This is a genomic window from Streptococcus sp. NCTC 11567 (genome assembly GCF_902141215.1).
In the GTDB taxonomy this organism is placed as follows: domain Bacteria; phylum Bacillota; class Bacilli; order Lactobacillales; family Streptococcaceae; genus Streptococcus; species Streptococcus dysgalactiae.
Map to the genome: position 1 here is coordinate 207,953 of NZ_LR595857.1, position 20,521 is coordinate 228,473.

The following is a 20,521-nucleotide window of genomic DNA, read 5'->3' on the forward strand; positions in this document are numbered from 1 at the left end:
TGTTAGAGGAGGTGACAAGCTCTCCTATTCTTTTTTAAGAAAACGCTTTACAAAATTCAGAAAGGCGAGTATAATGAATTTATCAATTAACGCAAACGTTTGCGTAAATCGTTTGCAACCCACTACCTCATGGCGTGATGTATGATAGCGATTACCTCATTTCTTGAGGATATTAAAAAGGAGAAGTAGAATGAAAACATCATTCAAGCAACTGTTTAGTTTCGAGTTTTGGCAAAAATTTGGGAAATGTCTTATGGTCGTTATTGCTGTTATGCCAGCGGCTGGTTTAATGATCAGTATCGGAAACTCCATTCCAATGATTAACCATAACTCAGCATTTTTGGCATCTCTAGGAAACATTATTGCTCAGATTGGTTGGGCTATCATTGTTAACCTTCACTTGCTATTTGCCTTGGCGATTGGTGGTAGTTGGGCTAAAGAACGTGCAGGAGGAGCCTTTGCCTCAGGTCTTGCTTTTGTCTTGATCAATCGAATTACAGGTGCTTTTTATGGAGTGTCTGGTGCTATGCTAGCTGATCCAGAAGCAAAAATCACAAGCCTCCTTGGCACTCAAATGATTGTTAAAGATTATTTCACCAGTGTCTTGGAATCTCCAGCCCTAAACACAGGGGTTTTTGTTGGGATTATCGCAGGGTTTGTAGGAGCAACGGCCTATAACAAATACTATAATTACCGTAAACTTCCTGAAGTTTTGACCTTCTTTAATGGGAAGCGTTTTGTACCTTTTGTGGTCATCTTGCGTTCTATCCTAGTAGCGCTTGTCTTGGTGGTTGTTTGGCCGGTTATCCAATCTGGAATCAATGGTTTTGGGATGTGGATTGCCTCTTCACAAGATTCAGCTCCAATCCTAGCCCCATTCCTATATGGTACCTTGGAACGTCTCTTGTTACCATTTGGTCTGCATCACATGTTAACCATTCCAATGAACTATACAGCTCTTGGGGGAACTTATGAAGTCATGACAGGTGCAGCAGCGGGGACAAAAGTATTTGGACAAGACCCTCTATGGTTAGCTTGGGTAACAGACCTTGTTCACCTTAAAGGCTCAGATGCTTCAGCTTATCACCAGTTAATGGACGGAGTCACTCCAGCTCGTTTCAAAGTAGGACAAATGATTGGTGCTACCGGAACATTGATGGGAGTTGCCTTAGCGATGTACCGTAATGTGGATGCCGATAAAAAACATAAATACAAAATGATGTTCATCTCAGCAGCGGCAGCGGTATTCTTGACAGGGGTAACTGAACCACTTGAATACATGTTTATGTTTGCAGCAATGCCACTTTACCTTGTTTATGCCCTTGTGCAGGGAGCTTCATTTGCCATGGCAGACCTTGTGAATCTCCGTGTTCACTCATTTGGGAACATTGAATTATTGACCCGTACCCCTATGGCCCTTAAAGCAGGTCTAGGCATGGATTTGATTAACTTTGTTTGGGTCTCTATCCTATTTGCAGTCATCATGTACTTTATCGCGGATATGATGATTAAGAAAATGCATCTCGCAACAGCTGGACGTTTAGGCAATTATGAAGCAGACATGCTTGATGACAACAAAGCTAAAAGCTCTGGTGCCCCTATGGCAGATAGCAACTCTCAAGTCGTGCAAATCGTTAATCTCCTTGGTGGGCGCGACAATATTGATGATGTCGATGCTTGTATGACCCGCTTACGAGTGACGGTCAAAGACCCCGCTAAAGTTGGTGCTGAGGACGATTGGAAAAAAGCAGGTGCTATGGGTCTCATTACCAAAGGTAGTGGTGTCCAAGCGGTTTATGGGCCTAAAGCAGATATTTTGAAATCAGATATTCAAGATTTGCTTGATTCAGGGGCTATTATTCCAGAAGTCAATATGTCAAAAGTAGCCGACAAACCAATGCCAGCCAAAGACTTTAGACACGTGACAGAAGAAGTGCTATCAGTGGCAGACGGAACCGTTTTACAAATCACAGGTGTGAAAGATCAGGTGTTTGCCGCTAAGATGATGGGCGATGGGTTTGCTGTGGAGCCCACTAATGGCAATATTTATGCACCAGTATCTGGCCTTGTGACCAGCGTTTTCCCAACCAAACATGCTTTTGGTTTACTGACAGACAGCGGCCTTGAAGTGTTGGTGCACGTAGGACTTGATACCGTAGCCCTAAATGGTGTTCCTTTCTCAGTAAAAGTCACCGAAGGGCAACGTATTGAAGCAGGAGATCTTTTAGTGGTAGCAGACCTTGCTGCCATTCAATCAGCAGAGCGTGAAACAACCATTGTGGTTGCTTTTACCAACACAGCAGAGATCCAAGATGTGACCTTGACATCTTTAGGAGCTCAGCCTGCAAAAACTCCAGTAGCAACCGTAGAACTTTAAGAGAATAGAGCAAGAGAGTGATAGGTCCTAGCAGCAGCTGGTGAGCTATGACTCTTCTTGTCTTATAAAGGAGAACTAATGACCAAGTTACTAACGCTGAATACCCACTCGTGGATGGAAGCCAATGCCCTTAAAAAGTTAGTTGATTTGGCTGAGCATATTTTAGCTGAAAAATACGATATCATTTGTTTGCAAGAAATCAACCAACTGATTGAAAGCGAATTGGCCATGGAATTACCGAGCTATCAACCTATTCCCGGGACCCCAACCATTCATAAAGATCATTTTGCTCTTCTCTTGATTCATTACCTCAAAAAGCGGGGACAGCACTATTATTGGTCTTGGGCTTACAACCATATTGGCTATGACATTTACCATGAAGGCGTGGCAATCTTATCAAAACAACCTATTCATGTTTCAGATATTCTCGTGTCGGCGATGGATGATGAAACAGACTACCATACTAGACGCTCGCTCGTTGCCAAAACCAAGTTAGATGGCAAAGAAGTCGCTGTTGTCAATGTACACCTATCTTGGTTTGACAAGGGGTTTTTAGGGGAGTGGGAGAAATTAGAAAAAGAGCTGCTCACACTAAAATGTCCCTTGCTACTTATGGGAGATTTTAACAATCCAACGAATCAAGAGGGTTATCAAGTGATTATGGGTAGCCCCCTAAACCTACAAGATAGCCATAAGGTTGCTGACCATGTTTTTGGTGATCACAGTATTGTGGCTGATATTGATGGCTGGGAAGATAATAAAGAAGCCTTCAAGGTGGACCATGTCTTTACCAGCAAGGATTTTGACATCAAGGCGTCTCACATTACCTTTGAAGGAGGAGATGCGCCAGTCGTCAGTGACCACTATGGTCTTGAAGTGACGTTGGATTGGGTTGAGAAATAAGAAAAAGGTTAGGAAGTTAATCCTGACCTTTTTGTGATGTCTTGTAATATGTAATTGAGTGCTTCTTGCAAGGTGACAGTTTTGTCAAAAGATGTTTCAGAGATTATTTTGATGTAATCTTTTTCATTCCACCACTTTCTCAGAGCTTCCTCGCCAAATTCCTCGACCTTACTTCTGCTTGAATGGCGCTTTAATGTTTCTTCAAAAGGAATATCATAATAATAAGCAAAGACTTGAAGACGGCTTTGTTGGCTAATAAAGTCCCAAACAGGGGCATACCAATCTGCTTTTAGAATACCTTCTAAGATAATATAGTCGCAATTCGCCATTCCAAAAGTAATCAAATGCTTCAATAATGGAATTGTCGGCGTATCAAAACCATCATGGGCTAGTAACATTTCGCGTCTTAATTTATCTTGAGAAAGAAGTAAGGTGTTTTCACCAAGTTGACTTTGGAGGGCATTCGCCAAGCTAGTTTTCCCGCTAGCAGCATTTCCTCTAATAAGAATTAATTTGGTCACATTTTTTTCCTCTCAACTTTAATTTAATCAATCATGGTGCTTTTCAAGTAGGCATCCACCAGTCGTTCAGTCGCTTCGATAGAGTCTGTATGAGTGCGTTCATAAGAGTGACTTGATTCAATACCAGCCCCAAGCAGTGCGTGACGCACCTCAGCTCCCGCCCGCATCGCAGCAGAAGCGTCACTACCGTAATAAGGGTAAATGTCTAGCTGATAAGGGATTTGATGGTCTTGGCAAAGGGCTACCAAATGTTGACGAAGCTCGTAATGATAAGGACCAGAGCCATCCTTGACACAGATGGAAACAGTGTATTCGTCCGTTGCTTGGTCGTCTCCCATAGCTCCCATGTCAACTGCCAAATACTCAACCACTTGCGCTGGTAGGCTTGAGTTAGCACCGTGTCCGACCTCTTCAAAGGCAGAGAAATAAAAATGGGTCGTGTATGGCAATTCCACTTGTTCTTCTTTGTAACATTTTAGGAGTTCCATAAGAATAGCTGCACTGACCTTGTCGTCAAGGTGACGAGACTTGATAAAGCCTGATTCGGTCACGATGACACGCGGATCAAAAGAGATGAAATCACCGACTTCGATGCCAAGTGCGCGTGTTTCGTCAGCCGTTGTGACTTTTTCGTCCAAGCGAACTTCCATATTAGCTTGATTGCGTTCCGCACTGCCCGCGTCTTTGTAAACATGAACAGATGTCTGGTGAAGTAAGATGGTTCCAGAAATTTCCTTTCCAGATTTGGCAAGATGTACGGTACAGTTCTCTCCCTCGATAGAATTATAGACAAAGCCACCTACCAAATCCATTTTCAAACGGCCGTCAGGTTTGATGGCACGAACCATAGCCCCCAAAGTATCTAAGTGAGCCGTCACCACACGGTGTTTGTCATCGTTTTTACCTTTGATAGACACCATAATGCCTCCCTTATGGGTACGGACAGGCTCATAGCCAAATTGGCTGAGTTCGTCATGCACATAGTCCATGATTTTCCGAGTAAAGCCGGTTGGAGAAGGGATGTTAGCAAGTTTAGTCAGGTATTCCACAGTTGTTTTCATAAGTACTCCATTCTTTGAAAAAATCCATATAGTTCTTCTATTATATCATTTTTCAAGACACAAGATCCTTCTAAATCTGGAAAAGATGAGGCAACTGTTTCCGTAAAGCCTTGCTAATCATGAGGACGAGGAGTAGACTAACCAAACGGTCTAAATAATCCGTACCTGCCTGAATGACAATAACACTGACCGTTAAGTCAAGTCCCAATCCATGTAATATCTGCACCAAGAGACTGGAGCCACTTGAGGTGATCCCTTTAAAGAGAATAACCGTAATGATAGAGGCCACTAGTGTGCCAGGAAAGGAAATACATAAAGCCTTCCAAATCAAGTCCTTAGCTCTGTTATGCTGACGCAGGAAAACCCCAGCAGTCAAAGCAGTAATGATAGCCACTGGAGCATAAAAGAGGGCAAAAATATCCGTTGTCATCCAAGAAAGAAGCGCGCTAACAATAGCAGTCACTGCGCCAAGCCAAGGGCCAAATAAAAGAGCGATTAGCAGTGTGCCTATCATGTCCAGATAAAGGGGCAATTTGAGAAAGAGGGCGATATTAGCTCCTAGATAGTTAAGAGCAATTGCAGCGGCGATAAAGGTTAAAACCTGTGTTTTTATTTTTGTCATGGCTTATCCTAACTGTAAATGGTCAAGGTCTCGAACGACCTGATGCAAAGGGACTTCTAAAATAGTAGCGATGAATTCGGACCAAAAAGCCTTGCTGTTCACCGTCGTCAAAATATGGCTGTTTGCCTTCTTATGATAAAAATCGTATTGATCGACAACCGTTTGACCAAGAGTAATCCCTTCTGTTGCCACATCCGTATAACTGTCAAAACCTTGGCAAATGGTAGGAGCCAAGAAATAGACCACGGCTAGAGGGTCATTGATGACGCAGCCAATCAGATGTTCGTATTCCCAGTGGAAATCAAAATAAAAATGGGTGATGCTTTCAATAAAGGCGGTTTCCTCAGGATTGAGTCGAGCCATGTAAGACAAGTGGTTTGGGGTCAAGACAATCTGTCTCGTCACATCTAGCCCCACCATTTCAAGTTTGCGGCCCAGCTGTTGAAAGGTTAGTCTGGCTGCATGAGGGTCACACCAATAATTGTACTCGGCCACCGGAGAGCAATTGCCATGAGCTTTGAAGGCGCCTCCCATGCTGACAAAACGTTGGCAATGTTTGCCCATATTTGGGTTTTGCCCCAAAGCTTCTGCCACATTGGTCAATGGACCAAGGGCGATAATAGCCGTCTCAGAGGGCTCAGCGAAATGCTGGGCTAAAAAATCGGCAGCGGGCAGGGCTTCAGCTTCTTTGATCACTGAAGGTTGGAGCAGGCTATCGCCGAGACCGTCTATGCCATGCGTATCTTGAGCAGAAACATAGTCCCTTTCTAGAGGAATGCCACGTCCTAGATAGATAGGAATGTCCAGGCGGTTCACCCGTTCTAAAAGAAGAATGGTATTTTGTAAGCCGATGGGAACAGGGACATTGCCTTGAACCAGTGTAATGGCGATGACCTCAAGTTTCGGGTGCTTCAGGGCATATAAAAGCGCTAAGCTATCATCAATACCAGGGTCGCAATCAATAATAATAGGTTGCTTAGTCATAAAAACCTTTCTAATGAGTAACAGAGTTCCTCTTGCCTTGAGGAAAAAATAGTTAACAACAACATCAGTCAAATCAAAAAAAGTCTGAGACAGGACGTCCCAGACTGGAAAAAACGGTAACAGGTGTTATATAGAAGACACCAAATAGCACCTGACAAGACGTTGCCAGGTTGTGAAAGCTTGTTACTTAGTTTTTTATTCTGGGAAGTTTTCGAACCAGTCCAGGAAATCCCTGATTTGTGTAACCTTAGTCTACTATGATTTGAGACACTTGTAAAGCTTAGCCTTCAGAGGAAGCCCTAAAGGCATCTCTTCTCTCTAATATAATCTTCGCTAAACGCTCGATATCATCATTTGTGCCCCGCAATTCAAAATCCCCAAGCATAGGAAAGCCAAAGCGCTTAGCATATTGTTTAGCAGTCAGGCAATATTGGTTGTTAAAATTCTTATTCCCCGAACCAATAATCCCCATGCAATGTTTGTAATTGTCATGAGCAGCAATGAAGTCTCCAAGAGGATTTGTCAAAATTTCCACTTCACCAGAGTCAATCCCATTTCCTCCTTCTAGATAAGTGGGCAGCATCGCTACAAAATCCTCCTCGACGGGAAAAGTCTCATGCTTCAGGTCTTTAATGTTAATCTGTTTGACATGGCACTCATGGTTTTCGGTTAAATAAAGGGAAAGGCGTTTCACAAAACTAAGGGTGTTGCCGCTAAGGCTGATAAAAACAATGGTTAAGTCTGACATAAAAACTCCTATCTAAATTATCAGTCATCACTACCAAGATTAGCACAAGTCCCGGCAACAAACAAGTTATAGCCTTTCAAAACTGTCTGAAATGTTTCCTATGAATAGGATAAAGAGGTATTTAGTTGGCACTGAAGTGAAGGTCTGGGTCACGTCTCTCACACTGCCACAAAACAAGTCAAACAAAAGTTGAAAGAGAAAAAACATGACCCGATATCAGATACCAAAACACATACTAATTGTCTAAAATCAAAGAAAAAGCTAAAATGAGTTAACTCGAAGCTTTTATTTGGTTCACTTTTTATGTTTTTACAGAAAAAGTGACTCTTTAAATAGTGTCTTCACAGTTTTGAGTGAGACTGTCAGTTGTTTTGATAAGTTTTCCAAGACTAAATATGTTATAATTTAGTCGTTTTGCAACAAAGTTAACGACTGCAACAGTCGCTCGATAATAATTGAAATCACTAAAGAAGGATATGGAACTGACATGACGCATGCTAGTAAACTTTTTACCAAGCAGCAATGGAGAGAGCTTGAGTTAATTGCCCACTTAACAGAACATTCAGGAAGAATGGGGTACAAGGATAGAGAACTGTGCAAAGTACTAGATAGTACAGTGTCAACCTTACAAGCCTGTATTGCTAATTTACAATTTATGGAATCCCTCGGCCGGATTACTTATGAAGATGGTTACCTAACTATTGACTATAATGACCATTGTGGCTTGCAAGAAGTCTATCAAAGGGCGCTGAGAGAATCCCAGTCCCTGCAGCTCTTATCCGCCCTATTTTTTAAGGAATTTGATTCTTTAGAGGACTTGGCGGACGCCTTGTTTATTAGCTTATCCACCTTAAAACGCTTGATTACCCGAACAAATGGCTACCTCAAAAAAGAATTTGGCATCAAGATTTCCACAAGACCAGTGATGGTAGTGGGTGACGAACACCATATCCGTCTCTTTTACCTCAAATATTTTTCGGAAGCCTATACCATTTCGGAATGGCCTTTTGCGGAGATTATTAACCAAAATAATCTAGAACGTTTGATTGCATTGATGGTGAAACAAACAGATGTTTCAGTCAACTTTGCCTTGTTCCAACACTTGAAGATACTAAGCGGGGTAAATTTGATTCGTTTCCAGAAAGGCTTTACCCTTAATCGCAAAGACAAAGGCTTAGAGCATCTCTTTATGAAGGTTCTGGAAGATTCTTTGGAAATGAAAGACCTCTCGGCTTTATTTGCCCTTAAATACAATCAGCCCTTGGACGCACGAGCACTCGCTGAGATTTTTTCCAACTACCTCAATCCTGCATTAGAACTTGGGAAATTACTTCAATCAGATGATAGCGCACGCGAACAGACGCTTTCGTCACACCAAATAGTGCCTTGGATTGCCTTGTTGGACAAGATTGAAAAAAGTTTGCAACTAAGTATTTCAAATAAATACGAACTAGCTAGGCATCTCCAAACAACAGTTATCTTGGCTGAAGAGGACATCAGTGCTAACTTTTTGATTTACGATTATAAAAAGGAATACCTCAAATTCTTTCACAAACATTATCGCGTGATTTATGATACTTTCCTTACTTATGTCGAAGACCTCTTTGCCCTAGATCATCAGGAGTTTAATGAGGGAATACGAAATCACCTTTTGTATTGCTTATTCATCACCTGGGAAAATCTCTTTTTGAAGATTAGTCAATCACGACGCAAACTCAAGTTATTGGTTATTGAAAGAAGTTACAGCAACGTTGGTAACTTCTTAAAGGAATATTTTGGGGAATTTTTTGAGATTATTAGCTTTGATGACTTAGGCAATCCTAAAATCGACCTGCTTCCCCTTGCCAAAGAGTATGATGTCATTGTGACAGATGTGATTCTGGAACAAAATAATCATTCGGAGATCCTCTTCTTCAATCAGATGATTCCTAGCGTGGTTGCTGATAAACTCACTGACTTTTTAAAAGTAAAGGTGGGAGAAGACAAACTGTTTGAAAGCGTTGCTCTTAACCAGATGAGCACCAGCTGATGTAAAAAAGCGAGACTTACACCGTAGTGTAGGTCTATTTTCATGAGTGCGTTACGGCTACCCTTAGGATTGGAACGTCATTAATTTTGTCCGTTTATAACATTAGATTATTCAAAATATTTTAATCGTAAAAATCTAACCAAAAATTAATAATCGCTACAAAAAGTGACCTTTCCTTTCAAAGGCCCATTCTCTATAATAGAATTAATAGGGAAGGCACAAGTCTGCCTTGTCTAAAAATCTAGACTTAAGAAAAATAAGGAGAAAAAATGGCTAGAAAAAACACAAATAAGCACTATTCGCTTAGAAAATTAAAAACAGGTACTGCATCAGTAGCAGTAGCTTTGACTGTTTTAGGGGCAGGACTAGCAAGCCAAACAGAAGTTAAGGCTGAGAATAATCATCCTACATATGATAAAGCTAGAGCAGACGCCTTGCGAGAACTTGGATATGTACCTAGTGACTTATGGCTTCAACAGTATGAAAAAAATGAGGAGTTAACTAAAAAAAATGAGGAGTTAACTAAAAAGTTGGATGAAGCTGAAAAAGAACTAGGTAAAAGTGATCAATCACTATCTGAAAATGCTAGTAAAATTCAAAAATTAGAGGCAGAGAAAGCTCAAGTTGAAGAGAAGTTAAAGGAAGCTCGACTTAATTATCAAGATCTTGCTGAAGTTCAAACTCATATCCGTGAGAAATTAAAAGCAGAGAAAGCTCAAGTTGAAGAGAAGCTAAAGGAAGCTCGACTTAACTATCAAGACCTTGCTGAAGTTCAAACTCATATCCGTGAGAAATTAGAAGCAGAGAAAGCTGCTTTAGAGACACGTAAGGCTGAGCTTGAAAAAGCATTAGAAGGCGCAATGAATTTTTCAACAGAGGATTCAGCTAAAATCAAGGCATTAGAAGAAGAAAAAGCTGCTTTGGAGGCAAAAAAAGCTGCTTTGGAGACAGAAAAAGCTGATCTTGAACATCAAAGTCAAGTTTTAAATGCCAATCGTCAAAGCCTTCGTCGTGACTTGGACGCATCACGTGAAGCTAAGAAGCAATTAGAAGCTGAGTACCAAAAACTTGAGGAACAAAACAAGATTTCAGAAGCAAGCCGTAAGGGTCTTCGCCGTGACTTGGACGCATCACGTGAAGCTAAGAAACAATTAGAAGCTGAACACCAAAAACTTGAAGAACAAAACAAGATTTCAGAAGCAAGCCGTAAAGGTCTTCGCCGTGATTTGGACGCATCACGTGAAGCTAAGAAACAAGTTGAAAAAGCTTTAGAAGAAGCAAACAGCAAATTAGCTGCTCTTGAAAAACTTAACAAAGAGCTTGAAGAAAGCAAGAAATTAACAGAAAAAGAAAAAGCTGAGCTACAAGCAAAACTTGAAGCAGAAGCAAAAGCACTCAAAGAAAAATTAGCAAAACAAGCTGAAGAACTTGCAAAACTAAGAGCTGGAAAAGCATCAGACTCACAAACTCCTGAAGCAACACCAGGAAACAAAGTTGTTCCAGGTAAAGGTCAAGCACCACAAGCAGGTACAAAACCTAACCAAAACAAAGAGCCAATGAAGGAAACTAAGAGACAGTTACCATCAACAGGTGAAGCAACTAACCCATTCTTCACAGCGGCAGCCCTTGCTGTTATGGCAACAGCTGGAGTAGCAGCAGTTGCAAAACGCAAAGAAGAAAACTAAAAAAACATTCCTATTCCCAAAATAAGACAAACTAGCTTTCATTAGCTAGTTTGTTTTTTTATGAAGCCAAGCAGAAAAGCAGTTGAGGAGAATAGACAACAAAACAAATGCCCTCTCCCTATCTTTAATAGATCAGAGAGAAGGCATCTGTGAGTAGTGTCTAAGGCAAGGTGCTAGAGGTCATCTTCTAGTGACAGAAAATCTTAGTTGCGCTCCTGTTTGCGACTAAAGACGGCAACTAATCCCATTAGGCTAATGCCAAAGAAGACGAGGCCTTTTGAGTCTGCACTACCTGTTGTAGGTAGTTGACTGTCTTTTCCGCTAGCTGCTTGGTGTGTTTCTTGGTACACACGGGCTGCTAGTTGATGGATGGCTTGACGATCTTGTTCCGTCAAGGTCTTGCCAGGAAGGGCTGGGGTTGTTGTCTCGGCTTGACGAGGTGCGACATAAGTAAAGCTGTAATCACCAAAGCCTTCCACAGATGAAGGACCAACATAGCTAATGTCCTTGTAGTTACCAATCAAGCCCTTAGCTTTGTCAGCGCTGAGGAAACGAAGGTTGAGGCCTTTGATGGTATCAGCGAAATACCAGTTGTTATCAGCACTTGGGTTGATGGTTTTTTCTGAAACGATGTAGTTGATAATAGCTTGACGGTTTTCAAGATTGAGCAGGCGGTTAAGGGTGGCGTTTTTCACACCAGGGAAATTACCACTCGCACGATAGTTATTGGTCACGACCATAAACTCTTGTTTCGGATCGATGTCCTTGCCCATGTATTTCAAGTTGCGGACACGACTAGCGTCTGGATTGACCAGATTACCTTTGCTGTCGTACTTATTCTTTTGAGTGACATCAAACTCATAGGTAAGCCCATCAATCACATCAAAGTTATAAGTGCGATAGGACGTATTAACCAAATCTTGAGGCTCTGATTTACTTGGGTCAATCGTGTTGAACTGTCCAGCAGACATTTCTAACCATTCTTTCAAATCAGCTCCAGTCACTTTTAAGATAGCAGTGACGTTGTCGTACAGGTAAAGGTCAGCGACATTTTTGATAGCGATTGGACCGGCAGGAATGTCGGTATAAGCTGACGCATCATTTCGTGTGCCTGCTTTGAATGGAGCAGCAGCTGACAATAATGGGAGATTGGCTTCAGGTGTGCCAGCCAATTCTTTCTCTGCGTACCAGCGTTGCGCATTGTTAACGATTTGAATGGATGGGTCGTCTTTGATCAAGGCAAAATAACTGTTGATTGGGGCTGTGGTTGTTCCAACTTGTTGGCGAACGTAGGCAACGGTGCCATCATGAGCTTCTTTGGCAAGCGCGACGATAGTAGGATCAACTTGGTTTGATTTGCTGTCAATTTGACGTGTTTCAGCACGGCTTTGGTCTTTATTGACCTTCCATTGACCATTGGTGTAAGTGAGGTTCAAATCGATTAAGCCGAGGTGGTCACCGTATTTGCCGCCCATGGTGACAGGAACGCCATTAATCAAGCCCTTTTTACCATCAACACCTTTGAGGTTATCGTAAAAACTGCCATCTGGTAAGGCTGGGAAATCAGCATGTGAATGGCCTGTGACCACTGCATCAACACCTTCAAGGCTAGCAATTTGGTAACCAACATTTTCTTCACCGACTTCATAGACGTCATCACCGATACCAGTGTGGGCAAGGACAAGGACAAGGTCTGCACCTGCAGCACGAATCGTAGGGATGACTTCTTTGACGGCTTCGACAGCATCCTTGACAGTGACTTTGCCTGTCAAATTGGCCTTGTCCCAACTCATGATTTGAGGAGGGACAACGCCTGTGATACCGATTTTCAAGGAAACAGTTTTGCCATCTTTATCGGTAAAGGTTTTGGTTATGATATCAAAGGGTTTAAATTTAGGCTTTCCAGTTTTGGCATCAAGGACATTGGCATTGACAATTGGTAGGCCGGCAGTTGCCATGACACGGTCTAAGTAGTCCAAGCCATAGTTAAATTCGTGGTTACCAAGAGTAGAGGCATCGAAGTTAAGGGCCTTCAAGGCAGCGTACATAGGGTGAACTTCATCGGCTTCAACAGGATCAACAATAGCTTTGTAAGTAGCTAATGGGGTTCCTTGGAGGATATCACCATTATCGACGAGCACAACGTTACTGTTTTCTTTTTTGGCTGCATCGATAAGCACCGCTGTTTTGGCTAAGCCAAGGGACTGGGCTTCCTTGTCTTGGTAATAGTCATAGTTGACCAAATTAGAGTGGAGGTCCGTTGTTGATAGAATACGCACGTCAACAGATTGCCCTTCCACAGGAGCCGTCACGGTAGCGTTGTCAGCTGATGCAGTTGCCATTTCAGAACTTGTAGAGTTTACAGGGCTTGGAACGGCTGTATCAGCAGTAGCTGTTGCTGGTGTAGTATCTGCTACTAGCGGAGCTGTTTCTGCAGGGACTGCAGTGCTGGTTGTGGTGTTAGCAGTCGTTGTCAGCGGTTCAACAGCAGTGGTTTCCTCTGCTTTGGTAAGCTGGGCAGAGCCAGCAGCAACTAACATGGCCAAAAAAATGGCACTTTTTGACATGTAACCTTTTGTCATCATAAAATCTCCTCTTTTTCCTAAAAATGATGTTACCTACTCATTATAGCTCATGAAAGCGATTGTATCAATTGAAAATGCGAACTATTTTTAGGTTTTATAAAGAAAATATTTGGTTCATCAAAAAAGAAATGACCTAGTCAAAAACTTTCGATGACGAATGCTTTCTCTAACCGCTTTCTTTAAGGATTCCTCCTTTTGATTTTGGGGTGAAAGTGTTAAAATAGGGAAAAGAAATCTTAGACGAGGAAATAAATGGCAAAAGAAATCAATTTAACAGGAGAAGAAGTTGTTGCCTTAGCAGCCAAATACATGAATGAGACCGATGCGGCCTTTGTGAAAAAAGCTTTGGATTATGCAACGGCTGCTCATTTTTATCAAGTGCGAAAGTCAGGAGAGCCTTACATTGTGCATCCGATTCAAGTGGCGGGGATTCTGGCAGATTTGCATTTGGATGCTGTGACGGTTGCCTGTGGTTTTTTGCATGACGTGGTAGAAGATACTGATATTACCCTAGATAACATTGAATTTGATTTTGGCAAAGATGTTCGTGATATTGTTGATGGGGTAACCAAGTTAGGTAAGGTAGAGTACAAATCGCACGAAGAACAGTTAGCTGAAAATCACCGTAAAATGTTGATGGCCATGTCCAAAGACATTCGAGTGATTTTGGTGAAATTGGCGGACCGTTTGCATAATATGCGGACCCTCAAGCATCTGCGCAAGGACAAGCAAGAGCGTATTTCACGCGAAACCATGGAAATTTATGCTCCCTTGGCGCACCGCTTGGGGATTAGTCGTATCAAATGGGAATTAGAAGATCTGGCTTTCCGTTACCTGAACGAAACGGAGTTTTATAAGATTTCCCATATGATGAATGAAAAACGTCGCGAGCGTGAAGCTTTGGTGGATGATATTGTTACCAAAATCAAGTCTTATACCACTGAGCAAGGCTTGTTTGGTGATGTTTATGGTCGACCAAAACACATTTATTCTATTTATCGGAAAATGCGGGACAAGAAAAAACGCTTTGATCAGATTTTTGATTTGATTGCTATCCGTTGTGTCATGGAAACGCAGAGCGATGTTTATGCTATGGTCGGTTACATTCACGAGTTGTGGCGTCCAATGCCAGGCCGCTTCAAGGATTATATTGCCGCGCCTAAAGCTAATGGTTACCAGTCTATTCATACCACCGTGTATGGCCCTAAAGGTCCGATTGAGATTCAAATCCGCACCAAGGAAATGCACCAAGTGGCTGAGTACGGGGTAGCTGCTCACTGGGCTTATAAAAAAGGCGTCCGCGGCAAGGTTAATCAGGCCGAACAAAAGGTTGGCATGAACTGGATCAAAGAGCTTGTGGAGTTACAAGATGCGTCAAATGGCGATGCAGTGGACTTTGTGGACTCGGTCAAAGAAGACATTTTCTCAGAACGTATTTACGTCTTTACACCGACAGGTGCTGTGCAGGAATTGCCAAAGGACTCGGGACCAATTGATTTTGCCTATGCCATCCACACGCAAGTGGGTGAAAAAGCGACAGGTGCCAAAGTTAATGGCCGTATGGTTCCCCTCACTGCCAAGTTAAAAACGGGAGATGTGGTGGAAATCGTCACCAACCCTAACTCTTTTGGGCCGAGCCGTGACTGGATTAAGTTGGTAAAAACCAATAAGGCTCGCAACAAGATTCGTCAGTTCTTTAAAAACCAAGACAAAGAGTTGTCAGTGAATAAAGGCCGTGACATGCTGGTTTCTTATTTCCAAGAGCAGGGCTATGTTGCCAATAAATACCTTGATAAAAAACGCATTGAAGCTATTCTTCCAAAAGTCAGTGTGAAGAGCGAAGAATCGCTCTACGCAGCGGTCGGTTTTGGCGACATTAGTCCTGTCAGTGTCTTTAATAAATTAACTGAAAAAGAACGCCGTGAAGAGGAAAGAGCCAAGGCTAAGGCAGAAGCAGAGGAATTGGTTAACGGTGGCGAAATCAAGCACGAAAACAAGGATGTTCTCAAGGTTCGCAGTGAAAATGGGGTTATTATCCAAGGGGCTTCAGGACTCTTGATGCGGATTGCTAAATGTTGCAATCCTGTACCTGGGGATCCCATTGAAGGCTATATTACCAAGGGGCGTGGCATTGCCATCCACCGTGCGGATTGTAATAACATCAAGAGTCAAGATGGCTACCAAGAGCGTCTCATCGAAGTGGAATGGGATTTGGATAACTCCAGCAAAGATTACCAAGCTGAAATTGATATTTATGGGCTCAATCGTAGTGGCCTTCTCAATGACGTCCTCCAGATTTTGTCTAATTCTACCAAGAGTATTTCCACCGTTAATGCCCAGCCAACCAAGGACATGAAGTTTGCGAATATTCACGTGAGCTTTGGCATTCCAAATCTGACGCATCTGACAACTGTTGTCGAAAAAATTAAGGCAGTTCCAGATGTTTATAGCGTGAAGCGGACCAATGGCTAAGAAAGGATAAAAACATGAAACTTGTCTTGCAACGGGTCAAAGAGGCCTCTGTTTCTATTGATGGGAAAATTGCTGGCGCTATCAATCAAGGGTTATTGTTGTTAGTAGGCGTAGGCCCAGATGATGCTGCAGAAGATTTGGCTTACGCTGTGCGAAAAATAGTCAACATGCGCATTTTTTCAGATGCTGATGGCAAGATGAATCAGTCTATCCAAGACATCAAGGGTAGTATCTTATCTGTGTCGCAATTTACCCTTTATGCTGACACCAAAAAGGGAAATCGCCCTGCCTTTACAGGAGCTGCAAAGCCTGATATGGCTAACCAGTTTTATAATCGCTTTAATGAACAATTGGCAGATTTTGTGCCAGTTGAGCGTGGCGTTTTTGGGGCAGATATGCAGGTTAGTCTCATCAATGATGGACCAGTTACGATTATTTTAGACACGAAATGTCACTAGTCTCTACAACTAAGAGGTTAGAAAAAAGCAAGCAACTGTTGATAGCATGTTGCTTGCTTTTTTTGTCAGTTAATCTCATCGTTTCAGAAGATCGTGGTTATTTGTCGTTAGGGTTATCAGGTATAGGTGTCCCTGTATAACGCAGGTAGCTGTAAACTTCTCGTTCTTCTTCGGTATAACGATCTTTATCATAGGCTAAATGATAGCTAGCATTCTCTCCTTCGGGTCGCTTGCCCATATAAACGGTTATGATACGGTTGGTGTCATCGTGATTATCCTCTACTTTTCCAGTTAAGGTATAGTCCATAATACCAAAAGCATCGAGATTGTTGTAGAGTAGTTTAGCCTTATCACGAGGATCGTATAAATCTCTGAAGTCTAAGTTACGTTCGCTAGCTGTTAAGAGCTGCTCGCTTTTTAGCAATTCGTTGGTGTTGACATCAACGTATTTGATGGTGAACAGTTTCAAGTGACTGCGATCAAAGGGATCATACGGCTTTTCCCCTTTTTTAAGGACGTAATATTTCTCAGAGATCAGGTCAGTGTTGTTTATTTCTTCATTCAGACCAGATTTTTTATTGATCCTATAAGCTTGTTCCCGATTTTTGACATGGTAAGTAAACTCTTGATCCATTGGTAAAATCGTACGGAAAATGTCATTGTCATGAGTGACGATTGAGGAGTCACGTTCATAAATCGTATAGCCTGGGTGGTTTTTGTTTAAAATGCTTTGTGCTTGAGCTAGTAATTCTTGAGATGTGACGGTGTCACCGATAGCTAGTGTTTTCAATAGCTTAGTATCTTTGAGAACTGGTTTGAAATCATCATCAGGGTTTAAAGGAGTAAACTGTACAGTATATTCCACATCAACAGATTTCGCTTGATTTTGTACTGGTTTTTCTTTATATGGTCTAACGCGCACATGTCCGCTTAGCAAAAATTCTTGGACAGGTTGGGTCGGCAAGGTTACCGAACCATCTTTGTCAGCAAAGTAGACCTTGCCGTTTCGATCAGTAATGGTTGCATCGCTTGCAAAATCAATGACCTCAAAGTAGTCGTCGTTACTGTGGACGTTAGCGATCAATTGTTCTTGAATAGCCTTTAGTAAGTCAGCTTTCTCAAGTTTATGTGACATCGCGCCACTATCAGTAGCAAATGGTTTTGATTTTGGACTTAAGCCCTGCTCTGTCTTTCCTCCGTGAGCAGGTTGTGATGTTAGATCGATTTCAAAAAATTTAAGACTAATGTCTTGATTCGTCCCCTCAACAGTACCAGCAACGCTAACAACTAATTGGCTGTTGTTGACAGATGGACGGTCTAGCAGCCACTCAGGTCCAGCAATAGCTTGGACAGAATTGACTGTTCCAAATGTTAGTGCAAACAGCAGTGCAAACATCCCCAAAGATAAGTAATTTTTCATAGAAACCTCCTAAAAGTTAAGTTTCAATCCCCATTATTAGAATAACATAATGGTTTTAAAGACACAAATAAAAACCTAATGATTTTTTTAAAATGATATTTTAATGACAATGAAAAAAAGGAAAATAATACCTTTTTAGCATAAACATAAATTAATCTTCCGATAAATAGCTATTTAATTGAATGTTCTTGCTAAAAATGAATAACCCTTATTTAGCTTTAATGATTAAAAAGTCAGAAAATACAAAATCGTGCTGACAACAAACTGAACTGTGTGATAAAGAGTCATGTGTTATAATGGTTTAAAGACCGTCATGAAAGGAATGGCTATGGAGCTAAAAGACTATTTTCCAGAGATGCAAGTAGGCCCTCATCCGTTAGGAGATAAAGAGTGGGTGAGTATCAAAGAAGGGGACCAATATGTGCATTTTCCCAAATCATGTTTATCCGAAAAAGAGCGCTTATTACTTGAGGTGGGGTTGGGTCAATATGAGGTCTTGCAGCCGCTAGGGTCACCTTGGCAGCGGTATTTGCTTGATCATCAGGGCAATCCCCCTCAGCTGTTTGAGACTTCTCAGTTTATTTACCTCAATCATCAGCAGGCTTTACCAGATGACTTAGTTGAGTTGCTCCAGCAGATGATTGCAGGGCTTGAGGTCATTTTGCCTATCAGTGCAACCCAAACGGCATTTTTATGTCGACAAGCAACTTCAATAAAGGTCTTGCGCTCGCTTGAAGGTCTCTTGCCAACGCTAGAAAGTGATTTTGGTTTGGCCTTAACCATGTTTGTTGGAAATGCCTGGTATCAGGTAGCTGCAGGCACATTGAGAGAATGTTTTGAGGAGGAATGTCAGCTACTCACGGCTTATTTAAAGCAAAAGTCTGGAGGAAAACTGTTAACCTTTGCAGAAGTGATGCTCTGGTCCATTTTGTCTCATCAATCTTTCCCAGCTTTAACGCGTCAGTTTCACCAATTCCTAAATCCTCAAAGTGATATGGCCGATGTGGTTCACGCGCTATGGTCAGAACACGGCAATCTGGTGCAGACAGCGCAGCGCCTCTACATTCATCGCAATTCGTTGCAGTATAAGCTTGATAAATTTGCTCAGCAATCTGGTCTTCATCTCAAGCAATTGGATGATTTGGCTTTTGCTTATCTTTTTCTGTTGAAATATTAGGAAAGCCACAGGGCTTTCTTTTTTTGATGCCTTGACTGAAGCTGATAAGGAGAACAATAGACAGTGAAGCTTGTTTTATTTCCTGTGAATGGGCTGTGTTTCGACATGATTTTCTTGTTTTATTATCCCTCACGACTGGACTAGCCCTACTATTGTGCAAGGTGCCCAAAGAAGTTTGGTCGCTTTGTCTCTGTTTTGAAAGCGCTGTTTTTGGTACAATAAAAGCATCAAAAAAATGTCAGCGGTGTCTAGCCTTGCAGTCAGCTAGAAAGCTTGCTGGCCCAATAGGAGTTACACATGGTTGAATTAAATCTAAATCACATCTATAAAAAATACCCAAACACAACGCATTATGCCGTTGAGGACTTTGACTTGGATATTAAAGACAAAGAATTTATCGTCTTTGTTGGGCCTTCAGGATGTGGTAAATCAACAACGCTTCGTATGATCGCTGGTCTTGAAGATATTTCTGAAGGGGAATTGAAAATTGATGGCGAAGTGGTGAATGACAAGTCTCCTAAAGACCGTGACATTGCCATGGTATTCCAAAACTACGCTCTTTACCCACACATGACCGTGTATGATAACATGGCTTTCGGTCTTAAACTACGTAAATATAAAAAAGATGACATTGACCGTCGTGTGAAAGAAGCTGCGGAAATTCTTGGGTTGACTGAATTCTTGGAACGTAAACCGGCTGACCTTTCTGGTGGACAACGCCAACGTGTTGCCATGGGGCGTGCTATTGTCCGTGATGCTAAAGTGTTCTTGATGGACGAGCCTTTGTCAAACTTGGATGCGAAGCTTCGTGTGTCCATGCGTGCTGAAATTGCTAAAATTCACCGTCGTATCGGCTCAACGACTATTTATGTTACCCACGACCAGACTGAAGCCATGACTTTGGCAGACCGTATCGTTATCATGAGTGCTACTAAAAACCCTCAAGGAAACGGAACCATCGGTAAAATTGAACAAGTGGGTTCACCACAAGAATTGTACAACCTTCCAGCTAATAAATTCGTTGCCGGCTTTATCGGAAGCCCTGCCATGAATTTCTTTGAAGTGGAAGTTAAAGACGGTCGTATTGTGAGTGAAGATGGCCTTGATATTGCTATTCCAGAAGGACAAGCTAAAATGCTTGAAACAGCTGGTTACAAAGGTAAAAAAGTCACTTTTGGTATTCGTCCAGAAGATATTTCAAGCAACCAAATCGTGCATGACACTTATCCAAATGCGAATGTGACTGCAGAAGTCTTGGTATCTGAGTTGCTTGGTTCTGAAACCATGCTTTACGTTAAACTTGGCCAAACAGAGTTCGCTTCTCGTGTAGATGCGCGTGATTTCCATAGCCCAGGTGAGCAAGTTAGCTTGACCTTCAATGTGGCAAAAGGTCATTTCTTTGACCTTGATACAGAACAAGCTATTCGTTAAATAGACCTCCTAGAATATAGCAAAATCCTCAAAGGTCTTTTGAGGATT

General features: G+C 41.9%; 15 protein-coding genes and 1 riboswitch. Of the genes, 8 read left to right on the forward strand and 7 right to left on the reverse strand.

Annotated elements, in window-relative coordinates; all coding sequences use genetic code 11:
• Nucleotides 1-190 precede the first annotated feature (190 nt).
• Both FQT67_RS01205 and FQT67_RS01210 read left to right on the forward strand, forming a co-directional pair.
• Nucleotides 191-2,377 (forward strand): PTS transporter subunit IIBC, encoded by a 2,187-nt coding sequence (locus FQT67_RS01205; RefSeq protein ID WP_014611967.1) that lies wholly within the window; start codon nt 191-193, stop codon nt 2,375-2,377.
• A 78-nt stretch (nt 2,378-2,455) separates the two neighbouring features.
• Nucleotides 2,456-3,280: an endonuclease/exonuclease/phosphatase family protein gene (locus FQT67_RS01210; RefSeq protein ID WP_046177216.1), complete on the forward strand. Its 825-nt coding sequence runs from the start codon at nt 2,456-2,458 to the stop codon at nt 3,278-3,280.
• Between the two features lie 8 nt (nt 3,281-3,288).
• Here the strand turns inward: FQT67_RS01210 and FQT67_RS01215 are convergent, their stop codons facing one another.
• From FQT67_RS01215 to nrdI, 5 genes are all read right to left on the reverse strand, one after another.
• Nucleotides 3,289-3,801, reverse strand: coding sequence for a kinase (locus FQT67_RS01215; RefSeq protein WP_015016595.1), 513 nt, complete (start codon nt 3,799-3,801; stop codon nt 3,289-3,291).
• A 23-nt stretch (nt 3,802-3,824) separates the two neighbouring features.
• Nucleotides 3,825-4,862: a M42 family metallopeptidase gene (locus FQT67_RS01220; protein ID WP_046177215.1), complete on the reverse strand. Its 1,038-nt coding sequence runs from the start codon at nt 4,860-4,862 to the stop codon at nt 3,825-3,827.
• A 70-nt stretch (nt 4,863-4,932) separates the two neighbouring features.
• Nucleotides 4,933-5,484 carry an ECF transporter S component gene (locus FQT67_RS01225; RefSeq protein ID WP_046177214.1) on the reverse strand — a complete coding sequence of 184 codons (552 nt, stop codon included), beginning with the start codon at nt 5,482-5,484 and terminating at the stop codon, nt 4,933-4,935.
• 3 nt (nt 5,485-5,487) lie between these two features.
• Nucleotides 5,488-6,468 (reverse strand): nucleoside hydrolase, encoded by a 981-nt coding sequence (locus tag FQT67_RS01230; protein WP_046177213.1) that lies wholly within the window; start codon nt 6,466-6,468, stop codon nt 5,488-5,490.
• Between the two features lie 181 nt (nt 6,469-6,649).
• A riboswitch (PreQ1 riboswitch) is annotated at nt 6,650-6,694 on the reverse strand.
• A 54-nt stretch (nt 6,695-6,748) separates the two neighbouring features.
• Nucleotides 6,749-7,216, reverse strand: a complete 468-nt coding sequence (nrdI, locus tag FQT67_RS01235) for a class Ib ribonucleoside-diphosphate reductase assembly flavoprotein NrdI (RefSeq protein WP_014611970.1) — start codon at nt 7,214-7,216, stop codon at nt 6,749-6,751.
• 487 nt (nt 7,217-7,703) lie between these two features.
• Between nrdI and FQT67_RS01240 the strand changes: the two genes are divergently transcribed.
• On the forward strand, nt 7,704-9,245 hold the full coding sequence (locus FQT67_RS01240; RefSeq protein ID WP_003062175.1) for a helix-turn-helix domain-containing protein: 1,542 nt from the start codon (nt 7,704-7,706) through the stop codon (nt 9,243-9,245).
• Between the two features lie 269 nt (nt 9,246-9,514).
• Nucleotides 9,515-10,930, forward strand: coding sequence for a YSIRK signal domain/LPXTG anchor domain surface protein (locus FQT67_RS01245; RefSeq protein WP_046177212.1), 1,416 nt, complete (start codon nt 9,515-9,517; stop codon nt 10,928-10,930).
• A gap of 203 nt (nt 10,931-11,133) precedes the next feature.
• On the opposite strand, the gene FQT67_RS01250 is transcribed toward FQT67_RS01245, so the two are convergent.
• Nucleotides 11,134-13,512 carry a bifunctional 2',3'-cyclic-nucleotide 2'-phosphodiesterase/3'-nucleotidase gene (locus FQT67_RS01250; protein ID WP_046177225.1) on the reverse strand — a complete coding sequence of 793 codons (2,379 nt, stop codon included), beginning with the start codon at nt 13,510-13,512 and terminating at the stop codon, nt 11,134-11,136.
• A gap of 255 nt (nt 13,513-13,767) precedes the next feature.
• On the opposite strand from FQT67_RS01250, the gene FQT67_RS01255 reads away from it, so the two are divergent.
• Nucleotides 13,768-15,987: a bifunctional (p)ppGpp synthetase/guanosine-3',5'-bis(diphosphate) 3'-pyrophosphohydrolase gene (locus FQT67_RS01255; protein WP_046177211.1), complete on the forward strand. Its 2,220-nt coding sequence runs from the start codon at nt 13,768-13,770 to the stop codon at nt 15,985-15,987.
• 14 nt (nt 15,988-16,001) lie between these two features.
• Nucleotides 16,002-16,445 carry a D-aminoacyl-tRNA deacylase gene (dtd, locus tag FQT67_RS01260; RefSeq protein WP_046177210.1) on the forward strand — a complete coding sequence of 148 codons (444 nt, stop codon included), beginning with the start codon at nt 16,002-16,004 and terminating at the stop codon, nt 16,443-16,445.
• Nucleotides 16,446-16,542: 97 nt separating this feature from the next.
• Here the strand turns inward: dtd and ska are convergent, their stop codons facing one another.
• Complete coding sequence (gene ska / locus FQT67_RS01265; protein WP_046177209.1) at nt 16,543-17,865, reverse strand: streptokinase; 1,323 nt, start codon at nt 17,863-17,865, stop codon at nt 16,543-16,545.
• Between the two features lie 328 nt (nt 17,866-18,193).
• On the opposite strand from ska, the gene FQT67_RS01270 reads away from it, so the two are divergent.
• On the forward strand, nt 18,194-19,042 hold the full coding sequence (locus FQT67_RS01270; RefSeq protein WP_046177224.1) for a PucR family transcriptional regulator: 849 nt from the start codon (nt 18,194-18,196) through the stop codon (nt 19,040-19,042).
• 297 nt (nt 19,043-19,339) lie between these two features.
• A complete protein-coding gene (gene ugpC / locus FQT67_RS01275; RefSeq protein WP_003057915.1) occupies nt 19,340-20,473 on the forward strand; it encodes a sn-glycerol-3-phosphate ABC transporter ATP-binding protein UgpC in 1,134 nt (377 codons plus the stop codon).
• Nucleotides 20,474-20,521 lie beyond the last annotated feature (48 nt).